The following is a 15,128-nucleotide window of genomic DNA, read 5'->3' as shown; positions in this document are numbered from 1 at the left end:
CCCGGCACCCGCCGGGTGGTGATCACGGCAACCGGGGCGATCACCGCCCAGGGAGTCGGAACGGACGCCCTGTGGAAGGGAGTCAGCGCGGGACACGTCGCCATCGGCGAGGTGCGGTGCCGGCCCATGGACGGCTACGGGACCCGCGTCGGCGGACAGGTGCACCCCCTGCCGGACCCCGGCTACGACTACGTCGGCGACCTCGGCGCCACCGAGCAGGAGCCCGCCGTCGACCTGGCACTCACGGCCGCGTACGAGGCCATGGCACCCCACGGCCTCACCGGCATCCCGCCCGAGCGCTGGGGCGTCGTGGCGGGCAGCTGCAACGGCGGCACCAGCAGCGGTGAGCGCGTCCTGCGCCGCGCTCACCAGGGCAGGAGCGCCGCGGGCGACGCCCAGCAGCTCATGCTGATCTCCCCGCACACCATCGCGGAGGTCCTGGCCAGCGCCTTCGGCCTGAAGGGCCCGGTGCTCTCGGTGAACACCGCGTGCGCCTCCGGAGCCCACGCCCTCGCCCATGCCGTGGAGACCATCAGGGCCGGGCGCGCCGACGCCATGCTCGTGGGCGGCAGCGATGCCTTCACCGAGGTCACCTTCGCGGGCTTCACCTGCCTGGAGTCCCTCTCGGAGCAGCCCGCCGCCCCCTACTCCAAGGACCGCGACGGACTCTCCCTCGGCGAGGGCAGCGGCATGCTCGTCCTGGTCGAGGAGTCCCTGGCCAGGGAGGCAGGGGCCACCGCCATCGCAGAGGTGCTCGGCTACGGCCTCTCCGCCGACGGCTACCACGCCACGGCCCCGCACCCGCAGGGCGAAGGGGCCGCCCGCGCGATGCGCGCCGCCCTCGACTCCTCCGGCCTCCGCGCGCAGGACGTGCCCTACATCAACGGCCACGGCACCGGCACCCCGAAGAACGACTCCGCCGAGAGCAACGCCGTCCGCGCGGCACTCGGTGCCGCAGCCGGCAAGGCGGCCCTGAGCAGCACGAAGTCCATGATCGGCCACCTGCTCGGCGCGGCGGGCGCCGTAGAAGCGATCGTCACCGTCTCGGCGCTGACCGAGCAGATCGCCCCGCCGACCGCCGGGTTCACCGGCACCGACCCCAAGTGCGGCCTCGACGCGGTGCCGCGCACCGCGCGCCCGATGGCCATGGACGTGGCGCTCTCCAACAACTTCGCCTTCGCCGGGGCCAACGCCACCGTCGCCCTCGGCCGCCCCGGCGCCCACCCGGCCAAGCCCCCGGCGCCCTGGGACGAGCGGGTCGTCGTCACCGGAATCGGCGTACTCAGCCCCGGCGGCGACTCGCCCGCGCAGTTGTGGGAGTCCTACGCCGGCAGGGCCGCCGTCGTCTCCGACGAGGACGGCCTGCGCCTGGCCCGCTACAGCTTCGCGCCCGAGCGGCATCTGAGCCCCCGCGAGCGCCGCCGGGTCGACCGGATGGGCCAACTGGCCGTCGCCTCCTGCCGGATGGCCCTGGAGCAGGCGAAACTGACCGCGGACGAGCACGTCGGCGTGGTGCTCGGCAGCGGGCTCGGCCCGATGCGCAGCACCGAGGACTTCTTCCGCCCGGTGATGGAGGAAGGCGCCACCGCCGCCAACCCCGCCATCTTCCCCAGCACCGTCTTCAACGCGGCGGCCGGACAGGTCGCCATGCTCCTCGGCGCCAAGGGCCCCACCTCCACCGCGACGGCCTCCCACGCGGCCGGCGCGTCCGCGCTCTGCATCGCCCGCGACATGCTGCGCACCCGTACGGCCGACGCGGTTCTCTGCCCCGCCGTCGACGACCTCACCGAGACCGTGATCGGCGCGTATCGCGCGCTGCCGCTGACCGGGGGAGCGGCCGGGCACGGCTACGCCCTCTCGGAAGGCGGCATCACCCTGCTCCTGGAGCGCGAGTCGGCGGCCAGGGCACGCGGCGCGCGGATCCTCGCGGAGTTCACCGGGCAGGGGATCGCCTACGACGCGGCGGGCGCCGGACGCTGGGACGCGCAGGGGCACGGCATCCACCGCGCCATGCGGCTCGCCCTCGCCGACGCCGGCCTCGCCCCGGACGAGCTGACCGCCGTCTGGGCCAACGCCACCGGCATCGCCGCCGTGGACCGCCCCGAGCTGCGCGCCCTGCGCCGCCTCGGCACGACGGCACCGACGTACGCCCCCAAGCAGACCCTGGGCGAGCCGGTGGGCGCGGGCGCGCAGCTGGCCTCCGCGCTGGCCCTCAGCGGCTGGCAGCGGGGCCTGACGCCGGGTCCCGTCCTGGTCAACAGCTCCTCGCTCGGCGGCACCCACATCAGCATCGTCCTGACCCCGGAAGGCGGCACCGACCCCTCATGACCACCACGACCGCGCGCCCCGCCCCGCACACGGACCCGGCCGCACGCCATGTCTCGGTGCTGAGCACCGGCGCCGACCTGCCCGGCGACCCGATCGACAACGCCACCCTGGAGCGCGTGTGCGGCCCGCTCCCCGACGACCTGCTCGAGGGCATCGAGGTCCAGCGCCGCCACTGGGTGGTGGACCCGTTCACCGGCGCCCACCACTCCGGGACCGCCGAGATGGCCACGAACGCGGCCCGCCAGGCCCTGCGCCGGGCCGGGCTGCGGGCGGACGACGTGGACCTCCTGGTGATGTCCACGGCCAGCCCCGACAACCCGCTGCCCGCGGCGGCCACCCTCGTCCAGGAGCGGCTCGGCCTTGAGCGCTGCGCGGTGATGGAGTTCCGCGCCGGATGTGTCGGCGCCGTGCAGGCGATGGACACCGCACGCAGGCTCCTCGCCGACGGCACCTACCGCACCGCCCTCGTCATCGGCGCCGAATCGATCTCGCCGCTGCTCGCGCCCGTCTACCTGGGCGGTGACCCCGACAAGGTGCGGATGCGCGACCGCCTGACCGTCTACACCTTCGGCGACGGAGCGGGCGCGGCCGTGCTCCGCGCCGGGCAGGAGGGCTCGGCCGCCGAGCGCGGAACACCCCGGCCGGTCTTCGCGACCCAGTGCCTGGGCGGGAAGCGCAAACCCGGCATGCTGGTCGTAGGCGGCGGTACGGACACTCCGCTGGCCGAGCAGCAGCGGCGCAAGCGCCTGATGGACATCCGCCTCGACATACCCGGTACGGCGTCCTTCGGGCCGAAGGTCTTCGTGGCGGGCCTGCGCGACATGCTGGACCGCTCGGGCCTCGCCATGAGCGAGATCGACGCATGTGTCCTGCCGGAGGGCAACGCGGAGTACTTCAGCAAGGAGTTCGAGGAGGCGGGGCTCGGTGCGGACGAGTACGCGAGCCTCCAGAAGAACATCGTCGAGAACCTCGACGCAGTGGGCGCGACCGGCTCGGCCGCCGTGCCGCTCGCGCTCGACGAGGGGTGGCGCACCGGCCGGGTGAAGCCGGGGGACACCGTGCTGCTCCTCGCCATCGAGGCGAGCCGCTATCTCTACGCCGGTCTCACCCTGACCTGGGAGGCCGCCTGGAGTCCGTCCGCGGACGCTCCCGCGGCCTGAGGCGGTGGGCTAGGGTCACCTGTGTGGCGGCCCGAGCGGCCGGGTAAACGTGCAGGTCAGAGGGATGGTATGGGAGCACAATGCGACTGAGAGTGGAGTTCACGACCGAACCCTTCGACCTGGACGAGGCGCCGCCCCACGCCGTGGTGGCCCGTGAGGTCATCCAGGGGGCCGGCCTCGACGCGGTGGACGTCGGCCCCTTCGGGAACACCGCCGAGGGCGGCTCCGACGAGGTGCTTACGGCCGTCGACGCGCTGGTCCGCAAGGCTCTGGATGCGGGTGCCACGCGCGTATCGCTCCAGGTCAACGTGCTCGGCGAGTCGGGGGAGGCCGTCGAATGACCGGTTCCGCTGACGACCACGGCCCCTTCGTGGCGGCGGTCAAGCCGCTCGTCGACGCCATGGGCGGCGAAATGATGCCCCCCGACGAGGCGGGCGCCGACGATGTCGTCCTCGCCTGGCAGGGCCAGGACGTGGTCGCCGTACGCCTGCCCCAGCTAGCGGACTCCCTGGACCACATCCTGCTCGCCCTGGAGCGCAAGCGGGGCAAGCCCCTGTCCGAGCTGGACCGCAAGGCCAAGCAGGAAGTTGTGCGGATATTGGAGGCACGCGGTGCCTTTGCCGTGCGGCACGGGGTGGAGACGGTCGCCGGCGCGCTGGGCGTCAGTAGGTTCACTGTCTACAACTACCTCAACCGTTCTACGTAAAACCCCAGGTCAGAGCCGCTTGGAAGGCCGTCGTCCGGAAACCGGACGGCGGCCTTTGTTACTCGAAGTTTTCAACAAAGTGTTGACGTGGTGTTTCCGCTGGCGTTAGCTATCGGCAGCCCGATCAGCACAAGGCCACGGAGGCACCCGTGACTTCGAGTACGACCCTGGGCCTCGCCCGGTTCAATGCGGCACCGGAGTCCGCGGCCACCGCCGCTCTCCACGAGGCCTGCGCCTCATCGGCCTGGGGAAGCAAACTGCTCTCCCAGCGCCCTTTCCCCACCGTCGAAGCCCTCTTCGCCGCCAGCGACGCCGCCATGGCCGAGCTGACCGACGAGGATCTGGCCGAGGCGATGGCGGGGCACCCGCCGATCGGCCGCCCCAAGCCGGGAGACCCGACGTCGTCCCGCGAACAGCGCGGCATGGCGGGGGCCTCCGAAGAGCTCAAGGCCGAGATGCTCGAACTGAACCTGGCCTACCAGGAGAAGTTCGGTCATGTCTTTCTGATCTGCGCCACCGGCGCGACCGGTGAGCAGATGCGCGATGCGGTGAAGACCCGGATCGGCAACACCGCCGAGCAGGAGCGCGAGATCGTGCGCACCGAACTCGGGAAGATCAACCGAATCCGGCTTACCCGTCTCGTGGAAGAGGACAAGGACTGATGAGCACTGACACCACCGCCTCGGTGTCCACGCACATCCTGGACACCAGCGTCGGCCGCCCCGCCGAGGGCGTCGCCATCTCGCTCGCGGCCCGCGGCGGTCGCGACGCCGAGTGGGTGGCGCTCGGCGGCTCCGCGACCGACGCGGACGGGCGCTGCAAGGACCTCCCGGCCCTGCCGGAGGGCACGACCCACGTACGACTCGACTTCGAGGTCGAGACCTACTTCTCCAAGAAGCAAGCCGAGGCGCAGCAGGACGCCCCCCGCGTAAGGGACAGCGGTGCGTTCTTCCCGGAGGTGGCGATCACGTTCGCCGTCACGCCGGGCGAGCACTACCACGTACCGCTGCTGCTCAACCCGTTCGGCTACTCCGTTTACCGAGGGAGCTAGCAGACATGCCCACGATTCTCGGCCAGAACCAGTACGGCAAAGCAGAGAACCGCGTCGTCAAGATCACGCGGGACGGCGACACCCACCACATCAAGGACCTGAACGTCTCGGTCGCGCTCTCCGGCGACATGGAGGACGTGCACTACTCCGGCTCGAACGCCAACGTCCTGCCGACGGACACCACCAAGAACACGGTGTACGCGTTCGCCAAGGAGTACGGCATCGAGTCCGCCGAGCAGTTCGGCATCCACCTGGCCCGGCACTTCGTGACGTCCCAGGAGCCGATCAAGGTCGCGCGCATCCGGATCGAGGAGTACTCCTGGGAGCGCATCGCGACCTCGGACAACAACTCCAAGTTCATCGGCTCGGACGAGGTCAACCACTCCTTCGCCCGCAAGGGCCAGGAACTGCGCACCACGCAGATCACCTTCGACGGCGAGAACTGGGAGATCATCTCCGGGCTCAAGGACCTCACCGTCATGAACTCCACCAACTCGGAGTTCTGGGGCTACGTCAAGGACAAGTACACGACGCTGAAGGAGGCGTACGACCGCATCCTGTGCACCGACGTCTCCGCCGCCTGGCGTTACAACTGGACCAGCGACGCGGACCGGATGCCCAACTGGGAGAAGTCGTACGCGCAGGCCAAGAAGCACATCCTGCAGGCCTTCGCCGAGACGTACTCCCTCTCGCTGCAGCAGACCCTCTACCAAATGGGTTCGCGCGTCATCAACAGCCGGAGCGAGATCGACGAGATCCGCTTCTCGCTGCCGAACAACCACCACTTCCTGGTGGACCTCGAGCCCTTCGGGCTGAAGAACGACAACGAGGTCTACTTCGCGGCTGACCGCCCCTACGGCCTCATCGAGGCCACGGTTCTCAGGGACGGGGTCGAGCCGAAGATCCCGGTCGACATGACCAACCTCTGACGCGGGACGCGCGCCCCCGCCCGTCCGCAGCGGACGGGGGCGCGCCACACCGGAGGGAACAGCAGCAATGGCACAGCCTGCAAAGGGGCCGGCGAAAGGCCCGTGTTCCACCCCATCGGAGATGACCGACGGCACGTCAACTGCCGACTGTCACCCGGTGGACGAGAAGCTTCACCCCTCGCGGCTCGTCCCCGCCGCACTCCAGCACATCGCCGCCATGTACGCGGGCGTCGTCACACCGCCGCTGATCATCGGGCAGGCCTGCGGTCTGGACACCGTGGCCCAGACCCGGCTCATCGCGGCGGGACTGCTGATCGCCGGACTCGCCACCATCCTCCAGACGCTCGGCGTCAAAGGATTCGTCGGCAACCGGCTCCCCTTCGTCAACGCCGCCTCGTCGGCCGGTATCGCGCCCATCCTCGCCATCGCCGAGACCAACGCCAAAGGCGAGCAACTCCCGGCCATCTACGGCGCGGTGATGGTCGCGGGCATCTTCTGCCTCGCCATCGGCCCGTTCTTCGGCCGACTCCTGCGCTTCTTCCCGCCGCTGGTCACCGGCGTCGTCATCACCCTCATCGGCGTCACGCTGATGCCCGTACCCGTGAAGTGGGCCCAGGGCGGGGACGACACCGATCCGACTTTCGGCGACATGAAGTACCTGGCGCTCGCCGCCTTCACGCTCGTCGTGATCCTCTGCTTCCAGCGCTTCGGGCGCGGCTTCCTCAAGCAAGTCGCCCTGCTCGCGGGCATGTTCATCGGTACGCTCGCCGCGATCCCGTTCGGGATGGCCGACTTCACCTCCGTGCAGTCGGCGCCGCTGGCCGCGCTGCCGACACCGTTCGCCGCAGGCGCCCCCACCTTCCAGCCCGCCGCGATCCTCTCCCTCTGCATCGTGATGCTGGTCCTGATGACCGAGTCGGCGGCCGGCATGCTGGCCCTCGGCGAGATCTGCGAACGCGAGACCGACGGCAAGACCATCACCCGGGGTCTGCGCACCGACGGCATCGCGACGCTGCTCGGCCCCGTCTTCGGCGGCTTCCCGACCTCGGCCTTCGCGCAGAACGTCGGCGTCGTCTCCCTGACCCGGGTACGCAGCCGCTACGTCGTCGCCGTCGCCGGTGGCGCGCTCATCGTCCTCGGCGCCTTCCCCGTACTCGGTGCCGTCGTCAACGTGGTCCCCATGCCGGTACTCGGCGGCGCGGGCATCGTCCTCTTCGGCTCCATCGCGGTCAGCGGCATCCGTACGCTCTCCGAGGCGGGACTCGACGACAGCTCCAACATCATCCTGGTGGCCGTCGCGCTCGGAGCGGGCATCATCCCGCTCGCCGCGCCCACCTTCTACGCCGAATTCCCGGCCTGGGCGCAGACCGTCCTCGGCTCCGGAATCAGTGCGGGAGCGCTGACCGCGGTCCTGCTCAACCTGTTCTTCAACCATCTCGGCACCCGCGGCCCCGCCGCCGCGGCACTCAAATCTTCCTAGGGTCATGCCGTGCCCACATCGCCACAAACACATGAAGGAAGAAGCACCATGGCAGCACCGGCAGACCTGCAGCGCATCATCATCGAGAACTGTGCGATCGCGACCGTCGACGCCGACGACACCGAGTACGCGTCGGGGTACGTCGTCGTCGCCGGCAACAAGATCGAGTCCATCGGCGCCGGGAAGGCTCCCGAGGGCCTTCAGAACGTCGTACGCCGCGTGGACGGAACCGGTCACCTCGTGACCCCCGGCCTGATCAACACGCACCACCACTTCTACCAGTGGATCACCCGTGGCCTGGCCACCGACCACAACCTGTTCCAGTGGCTGACCGCGCTCTACCCCACCTGGGCGCGCATCGACGAGCAGATGGTGAAGGCGGCGGCGCAGGGCTCGCTCGGCATGATGGCCCGCGGCGGTGTCACCACCGCCATGGACCACCACTACGTCTTCCCGAAGGACTCCGGCGACCTGTCCGGCGCCATCATCGGCGCCGCGAGCGACATGGGGGTGCGCTTCACCCTCGCCCGCGGCTCCATGGACCGCAGCGAGAAGGACGGCGGCCTGCCGCCGGACTTCGCCGTCGAGTCCCTCGAAGGCGCGCTCGCCGCGACCGAGGAGACCGTCAAGAAGCACCACGACGCGTCCTTCGACGCGATGACGCAGGTGGCCGTCGCCCCCTGCTCGCCGTTCTCCGTCTCCACCGAACTCATGAAGCAGGGGGCCGAGTTGGCACGCCGTCTCGGCGTACGACTGCACACCCACGGCAGTGAGACGGTCGAGGAGGAGAAGTTCTGCCACGAGCTCTTCGGTATGGGCCCCACCGACTACTTCGAGTCGACGGGCTGGCTCGGTGACGACGTGTGGATGGCGCACTGCGTCCACATGAACGACTCCGACATCGCCGCATTCGCCCGTACCGGCACGGGCGTCGCGCACTGCCCCTCCTCCAACGCCCGCCTCGCCGCCGGCATCGCCCGCGTCCCCGACATGCTCAAGGCCGGCGTCCCGGTCGGCCTCGGCGTCGACGGCACCGCGTCCAACGAGTCCGGCGAACTGCACACCGAGCTGCGCAACGCACTGCTCATCAACCGCCTCGGCGCGCACCGCGAAGCCGCCCTGAACGCACGTCAGGCACTGCGTCTGGGCACCTTCGGCGGCGCGCAAGTCCTGGGCCGCGCCACGCAGATCGGGTCGCTCGAGCCGGGCAAGCTCGCCGACCTGGTCCTCTGGAAGATCGACGGCATCGGGCACTCCTCGATCGCCGACCCGGTGACCGCCATCGTCTTCGGCGCGGCGGCCCCCGTCACACTCTCCCTCGTCAACGGCAAGCCGGTCGTCGAGAACGGCCGTCTCCTGAACGTCGACGAGGACGCCGTCGCACGCTCCGCGCGGGACGAGGCACAGCGCCTCGCGCGGATCGCCGCGGAGGCCTGACCAAGAACTCCGGTCAGGGGGGACGGCCCCTGACCGGACTTGAGCAGCCGAGCGGGCTGCTCAAGTGCCGCCCCGGAACGTGGCCCAAAGCTTCGCGTTCCCGGGGCGGTCAGTACTACCTGGGCGCACCACCACAACTTCATACCGAGCAAGCCCTTGCACCACGCACCACCTCCCAGAAGCGAAAAGTGCCGGCAACGCCGCCCGTACTGGAAAACAACCGGAGGAGCCACAGTGGCCACTCAGCCCGGGTTCACCAAGCAAGGCAACACCCCAGACCCATCCGACGTCGACGGCGAAAGCCGAATACAAGAGACACACCCCGTCGACCAGAAGCTTCCGCCGCTCAAGATGGCGACGACCGGCCTCCAGCACGTGGCGGCCATGTACGCGGGCGTCGTCGCCCCTCCGCTCATCGTGGGCGCGGCCATCGGCCTCTCCGCGAAGGAACTCACCTTCCTGACCGGCGCCTGTCTGTTCACCGCGGGCCTCGCCACCTTCCTCCAGACGCTCGGCATCTGGAAGATCGGCGCCCGCCTGCCCTTCGTCAACGGCGTCACCTTCGCGGGCGTCGCCCCCATGATCGCGGTCGTCGAATCGACCGACAACAAGGACGACGCGCTGCCGATCATCTTCGGCGCGGTCATCGTCGCCGGTGTACTCGGCTTCATCGCGGCGCCGTTCTTCTCGAAGCTGGTCCGCTTCTTCCCGCCGGTGGTGACCGGCACGGTCATCACGCTCATCGGCATCTCGCTGATGCCGGTGGCCTTCGGCTGGGCACAGGGGCCGGTTCCGGGAGCCGACGACTACGGCTCGATGAAGAACCTCGGCCTCGCGGGCCTCACCCTCGTGATCGTGCTGCTCCTGCGCCGCTTCACCACCGGCTTCGTCAAGCAGATCGCCGTACTCCTGGGCCTGGTCCTCGGCACGCTCGTCGCGATCCCGTTCGGTGTCACGGACTTCAGCCCGATCGGTGACGCGGACATCGTCGGCTTCCCGACGCCGTTCCACTTCGGCGCCCCGCAGTTCGCGGCGGCGGCGATCGTCTCCCTCTGCGTCGTCATGGTGGTCTCGATGACCGAGTCCACCGCCGACATGCTGGCGCTCGGCGAGATCGTGGAGCGCCCCGCCGACGAGAAGACCATCGCGGCCGGACTGCGCGCCGACTGCCTCGGCTCGGCGGTCAGCCCGCTCTTCAACGGCTTCATGTGCAGCGCGTTCGCGCAGAACATCGGCCTGGTCGCGATGACGAAGATCCGCAGCCGGTACGTGGTCGCCGCGGGCGGTGGCTTCCTGGTCCTGATGGGCCTGTGCCCGATGGCCGCCTCGCTCATCGCCGTCGTACCGCGTCCGGTGCTCGGCGGCGCGGGCGTCGTGCTCTTCGGTTCGGTCGCGGCGAGCGGTATCCAGACCCTGGTCAAGGCCAACCTGGAACGGGACAACAACGTCCTGATCGTGGCCGTCTCGCTGGCCGTCGGCCTCATTCCGATCGCGGCGCCGGAGTTCTACCACGCGTTCCCGGAGACCGCGAAGATCATCCTCGACTCGGGCATCTCCACGGGCTGTGTCGCGGCCGTGCTGCTCAACCTCGTCTTCAACCACATCGGCAAGCGGGGCGAGGACGACGAGGTGACCAATCCGATGGAGCCGGGGGGAGAAATCGCTGAACAGAGGGTGCACGAAGGGTCTTCCCCAGCGGGGGCCCACTGACGTAACGTGCGTGACGCCGCCCGCATCGCGGAAGTTACTTTCCAGTCGGAATGATGGTCGGTCCCGCCGCGCGCCTCGTGAACTCCCGCGCGGCAGGGCCGACTTCCGGCGTCACGCACACGGAAGAAGCGCCACCCATGAGTTCTCAGCACCGCCCTGCCGGGAAGGCCGAAACGGCCGATCCGGCCGCCGCACCGGCCGATCCGGCTCCTGAGGTTCATCCCGAGGTCCATTCCGGGGTTCATCCGGTCGACGAGATCCTGCCGCCGGGCCGGATGCTCGTCGCCAGCCTCCAGCACGTCGCTTCCATGTACGCGGGTGCGGTCTCGGTCCCGCTCGTCGTCGCCGTCGCCGCCAAGATGTCGCCGGGGGACACGGCCGTACTCATGGGCGGCAGCCTCCTTATGGCGGGCATTGCGACGCTGCTCCAAACCCTGGGCATAGGCAACTTCATCGGTTCGCGCCTGCCCTTCGTGAACGGCGTCTCGTTCGCGGGTGTCGGCGTGATGCTGACGATCATCACGACACAGGGCGGTGTCGAGGCGGGCATGCCGGTCGTCTTCGGCGCGATCATCGTCTCCAGCGTCTTCGGCTTCCTGGTCAGTTCGTACTTCTCACGCCTGGTCCGCTTCTTCCCGCCGGTGGTGACGGGATCGGTCATCACCCTGATCGGCGTCTCGCTCATCCCGGTCGCGTACGACTGGATCGTGGACGACTCGCCGAGCGGCACCCCGCAGCCGGGCAGCATCGGCCTCGCGGGCGCGACCGTCCTGGTCATGCTGCTGCTCCAGCGCTTCACGCGCGGCTTCCTCAAGCAGATCAGCATGCTCTTCGCGATGATCTTCGGCACGCTGCTCGCGATCCCGATGGGCCTGGCCGACTTCTCCAAGCTCGACGACGCGGCGTTGGTCGGCATTCCATCCCCGCTCCACTTCGGCGCACCGGAGTTCAACATCCCGGCGATCATCTCGATGTGTGTGGTGATGCTGGTGATTCTGACGGAGTCGACGGCGGACATGATCGCCCTCGGGAAGATCGTCGACAAGGAGGTCGACGAGAAGACCATCGCGCGCGGCCTGCGTGCCGACGCGCTCGGCTCGGCGCTGAGCCCGCTCTTCAACGCCTTCCACGCCAGCGCGTTCGCGCAGAACATCGGCCTGGTCGTGATCTCCAAGGTGCGCAGCCGCTTCGTGGTGGCGCTCAGCGGCGCCATCCTCGTCCTGATCGGCCTCAGCCCCGCGGCGGCGGCACTGATCTCGGTCGTCCCCATGCCGGTCCTGGCCGCCGTCAGCCTCTTCCTCTTCGGCTCCATCGCGGTCAGCGGCATCCAGACCCTGCTCCAGGCCGACCTGCACCGCGGCGACAACGCCCTGATCGTCGTGGTCACCTTGGGCGCGGGCCTGGCCCCCGCTCTGTCGGACGGCTTCTACGACGCGTTCCCGGCCTGGGCCCAGATCGTCCTGGGATCCGGCATCTCCACGGGCTGCCTGCTGGCAGTGGCCCTGAACCTCGCCTTCAACCACTTCGGCAGCAAGGCGAGTGCGACGGAACCGGAGCCTGCGGTCACGCACTGAGTTGCATTGGGGCGAGGTGGGTGGCGCGCGGGGACCGGCGTCACCTTTGCCGCGGTGCGGATGGTGTCGCGGGAATCGACGTCATCTTTGCTGCGGCGCGTTGGTGTAGCGGGAATCCGGCGTCACCCTCGTCGCGGCGCGTTGATGTCGCGGACCTGCCGGACCGGGGCCGGGCGGCGCTGCTGAACTCGGGAGCATGCCCGCACCCACCACGCCACCCCTGTCCACCGACGTCCCCTCCGGGCGTCGCACGCACCCCGGCGGCTGGCCGGCCGTCATCGCCGTGACGCTGGGGATCTTCTCCATCGTCACCACCGAGATCCTGCCGATCGGCCTGCTGACACCCATCGGCGACACCTTCGGCATCTCGGACGGCACGGCAGGGCTCATGATGACCCTGCCCGGCATCCTCGCCGCCGTCGCCGCCCCGACCGTGACGGTCACCACGGGACGCGTCGACCGGCGCCGCATGCTCTGCGCCCTGATCCTGGTGCTCGCCCTCGCGAACTTCCTCGCCGCCGTGGCGCCCGGCTACTGGCTGATGCTGGTCTCCCGCGTCCTCGTCGGCCTCGTCATCGGCGCCTTCTGGTCCATCGGCGCGGGCCTCGCATCGCGCCTGGTCCCCGAGGCGCAGGTCGGCCGGGCGACCGCCGTGATCTTCTCCGCGGTCCCGCTCGGCTCGGTGATCGGGGTGCCGGCAGGTACTCTGCTCGGCCAACTCGCTGGCTGGCGGGCGGTGTTCACGGTGATGGGTGTCGTGACGCTGGTCGTACTCGCCGCGTTGGTGGTGTCCGTGCCGTCCCTGCCGCCGGTGAAGGTCACCCGGCTGGGGGTTCTTCGCGGCCTGCTAGGCACGCCTCGCGTCAGGGTCGGTCTGGCAGCGACGTTCCTCGTGGTGATGGCCCACTTCGGCACGTACACGTACGTCACGCCGTTCCTGGCGGAGGTGACACATGCGGGCCCGCGGACGATCACCCTGTTCTTGCTGGCGTACGGCGTCGCAGGCATCGCCGGCAACTTCCTCGCGGGTACGTGGGTGCGGCGGGACCTGCGCCTCACGTACACGGCGGCCGCGTGCCTCTTGGCCTTCGCAACGCTGCTGCTCCCCGTCCTCGCAACGGGGAGGCTCGGCGCGCTGGTGCTGCTACTGGTCTGGGGCTCCGCGTACGGAGCGGTGCCGGTCTGCTCGCAGACGTGGTTCGCGACGGCGGCGCCGGATGCGCCCGAGGCGGGGACGGTGCTGTTCACGTCGTCGTTCCAGGCGACGCTTTCGCTCGGCGCGCTGGCAGGCGGAACGGTGCTGGACGCGACGTCCACCACGGTGGTGATGGTGCTCGGGGGATGTATCGCAGTGCTGGCGGCGGCGGTTACGGCGCCGGTGCGTATGTGGGGGCGCGGCGGGGCTGTGCTGGACCGGAGTTGAATTGGTTGCCGGTGCCGTCCGGTTCTCGGGAGTTTGGCGGTTCCGGGCCGGGCGTAAAGGGCGCTCCTACGTCGCGTCGGCTGCGCCGATTCCGCTCCGCTCCACCCTTGACACCCGCCCCTCCACCGCGCGAGGGAAGACGACCGGACGGCCCGGGGGCGGGACTCTCGACCAGGCGCCGTGGGATCGACTGCATTCCTGCCGGGTGCGGACTGGTCCGTCGGGGCCGACCGGCGGAGGATGAGGTGCGCAGCCCGCTGGCTCGGGGTGCGGGTCTCGTCAAGCGGCTGCGGACTGGTTCGTCGGGGGTGGCCGCCACCAGCGGTCGAGGGGCGCGCGGCCGCTCCGGGGACGGGCGCTGATCTCGTCAAGCGTCAAGCCCTGGTTCGCTGGGGGCGGCTGCCATCAGCGGGTGAGGGGCGCGCGGCCGCTCCGGGAACCGGTGCCGGTCTCGTCAAGCGACTGACGACCGGATCGTCGAGGTCAGCCGGTGTCGGCGGGCCACGCGCCCGACCGCCGGGGTTTGCAGGAAAGTCCCACGCCACGCCGGGTGGAGGGCGAGTACGGCGGGACTTTTCTGCATTCCGGTGTGGGGCCGGGGGGTGGGGCACCAACTTTGGCAAAGTTGCGTTTCGAGAGAAGAGGGGCGCACGGCACGCGCGATGCGCCCCCAGGGATGAGATGCCGGGCCCTCCAGCAGGCGCCTGTCCGGCAAGCGAACGGTCTGTCGCCACCGGGGGGCGCCCGTGGCGCTGGAGGGGCGGCAACCCCGCGAGAGTCGGGCCCCGGCACCCAGAACGGCAGCCACCAGCAGAGAGCGACGGCTCGGTGCCCGGACGGCAGCCACCAGACAGCGGCGGGTCGCGCCAGCCGATGCCCGGGGCGGCAGCCGCCAGCCGAAAGCGAACCGCCCCAGCCGATGCCCGAGGTGGCAGCCGCCAGGGGAGAGCGGGGCGCTCCAGCCGGCGCCCGGGCGGCAGACGCGAGGCGAGAGCGGGCAGCGCCAGCCGGCGCCCTGGGCGGCAGTCGCCAGCTGAGAGCGGGGCGCGCCAGCCGCCAGACAGCAGCGGGTCGCGCCAGGCGATGCCCGGGGTGGCAGCCGCCAGTCGCGAGCGGGTCGCCCCAGCGGGTGCCGGGTGCCGGTACCTGACTCCGGCTCCGACTCCGACTCCGGCTCCCGAGACGGCGCATCGCGCACGCCGCGCGCCCCCCGCCTGCCAGAACACAACTTTGCCAAAGTTGGTGCCCCACCCCCCGGCCCCACGCAGGAATGCAGAAAAGTCCCGCCGTATTCGCCCTCCGCCCGGCGTGGCGTGGGACTTTCCTGCAA

Annotated in this window: 12 protein-coding genes; all 12 read left to right on the top strand. The window is 70.3% G+C overall.

The window, feature by feature from the left end; translation table 11 throughout:
• Positions 1-18: 18 nt before the first annotated feature.
• Positions 19-2,328 carry a beta-ketoacyl-[acyl-carrier-protein] synthase family protein gene (locus IE226_RS41695; RefSeq protein WP_229871924.1) on the top strand — a complete coding sequence of 770 codons (2,310 nt, stop codon included), beginning with the start codon at positions 19-21 and terminating at the stop codon, positions 2,326-2,328.
• Positions 2,325-3,488 (top strand): 3-oxoacyl-ACP synthase III family protein, encoded by a 1,164-nt coding sequence (locus IE226_RS41690; protein WP_190086745.1) that lies wholly within the window; start codon positions 2,325-2,327, stop codon positions 3,486-3,488. Before IE226_RS41695 ends, IE226_RS41690 begins: the two co-directional genes overlap by 4 nt.
• Before the next feature lie 80 nt (positions 3,489-3,568).
• Positions 3,569-3,829, top strand: coding sequence for a thiamine-binding protein (locus IE226_RS41685; RefSeq protein WP_190086744.1), 261 nt, complete (start codon positions 3,569-3,571; stop codon positions 3,827-3,829).
• Positions 3,826-4,194, top strand: a complete 369-nt coding sequence (locus tag IE226_RS41680) for a helix-turn-helix domain-containing protein (RefSeq protein WP_190086743.1) — start codon at positions 3,826-3,828, stop codon at positions 4,192-4,194. The genes IE226_RS41685 and IE226_RS41680 overlap by 4 nt, the downstream gene beginning before the upstream one ends.
• Before the next feature lie 149 nt (positions 4,195-4,343).
• Positions 4,344-4,856, top strand: coding sequence for a 2-oxo-4-hydroxy-4-carboxy-5-ureidoimidazoline decarboxylase (gene uraD / locus IE226_RS41675; protein WP_190086742.1), 513 nt, complete (start codon positions 4,344-4,346; stop codon positions 4,854-4,856).
• The gene (gene uraH, locus IE226_RS41670; protein WP_190086741.1) at positions 4,856-5,245 is read left to right on the top strand and encodes a hydroxyisourate hydrolase; all 390 of its coding nucleotides are present in this window, start codon (positions 4,856-4,858) and stop codon (positions 5,243-5,245) included. The genes uraD and uraH overlap by 1 nt, the downstream gene beginning before the upstream one ends.
• Positions 5,246-5,250: 5 nt before the next feature.
• On the top strand, positions 5,251-6,174 hold the full coding sequence (gene pucL / locus IE226_RS41665; protein ID WP_190086740.1) for a factor-independent urate hydroxylase: 924 nt from the start codon (positions 5,251-5,253) through the stop codon (positions 6,172-6,174).
• 67 nt (positions 6,175-6,241) lie between these two features.
• Positions 6,242-7,654 carry a nucleobase:cation symporter-2 family protein gene (locus IE226_RS41660; RefSeq protein ID WP_190086739.1) on the top strand — a complete coding sequence of 471 codons (1,413 nt, stop codon included), beginning with the start codon at positions 6,242-6,244 and terminating at the stop codon, positions 7,652-7,654.
• A 48-nt stretch (positions 7,655-7,702) separates the two neighbouring features.
• Positions 7,703-9,091, top strand: coding sequence for an 8-oxoguanine deaminase (locus tag IE226_RS41655; RefSeq protein WP_190086738.1), 1,389 nt, complete (start codon positions 7,703-7,705; stop codon positions 9,089-9,091).
• Positions 9,092-9,442: 351 nt separating this feature from the next.
• Positions 9,443-10,801 (top strand): nucleobase:cation symporter-2 family protein, encoded by a 1,359-nt coding sequence (locus tag IE226_RS41650; protein ID WP_190086757.1) that lies wholly within the window; start codon positions 9,443-9,445, stop codon positions 10,799-10,801.
• A 137-nt stretch (positions 10,802-10,938) separates the two neighbouring features.
• Positions 10,939-12,375, top strand: a complete 1,437-nt coding sequence (locus IE226_RS41645) for a nucleobase:cation symporter-2 family protein (protein ID WP_190086737.1) — start codon at positions 10,939-10,941, stop codon at positions 12,373-12,375.
• 196 nt (positions 12,376-12,571) lie between these two features.
• Complete coding sequence (locus IE226_RS41640; RefSeq protein ID WP_190086736.1) at positions 12,572-13,798, top strand: MFS transporter; 1,227 nt, start codon at positions 12,572-12,574, stop codon at positions 13,796-13,798.
• The last annotated feature ends 1,330 nt before the right edge of the window (positions 13,799-15,128 follow it).

Source organism: Streptomyces longisporoflavus (assembly GCF_014649775.1).
Classification (GTDB): Bacteria; Actinomycetota; Actinomycetes; order Streptomycetales; family Streptomycetaceae; genus Streptomyces; species Streptomyces longisporoflavus.
Note: the sequence above shows the minus strand (reverse complement) of the source record. Positions and strands in the feature narration are given on the sequence as shown.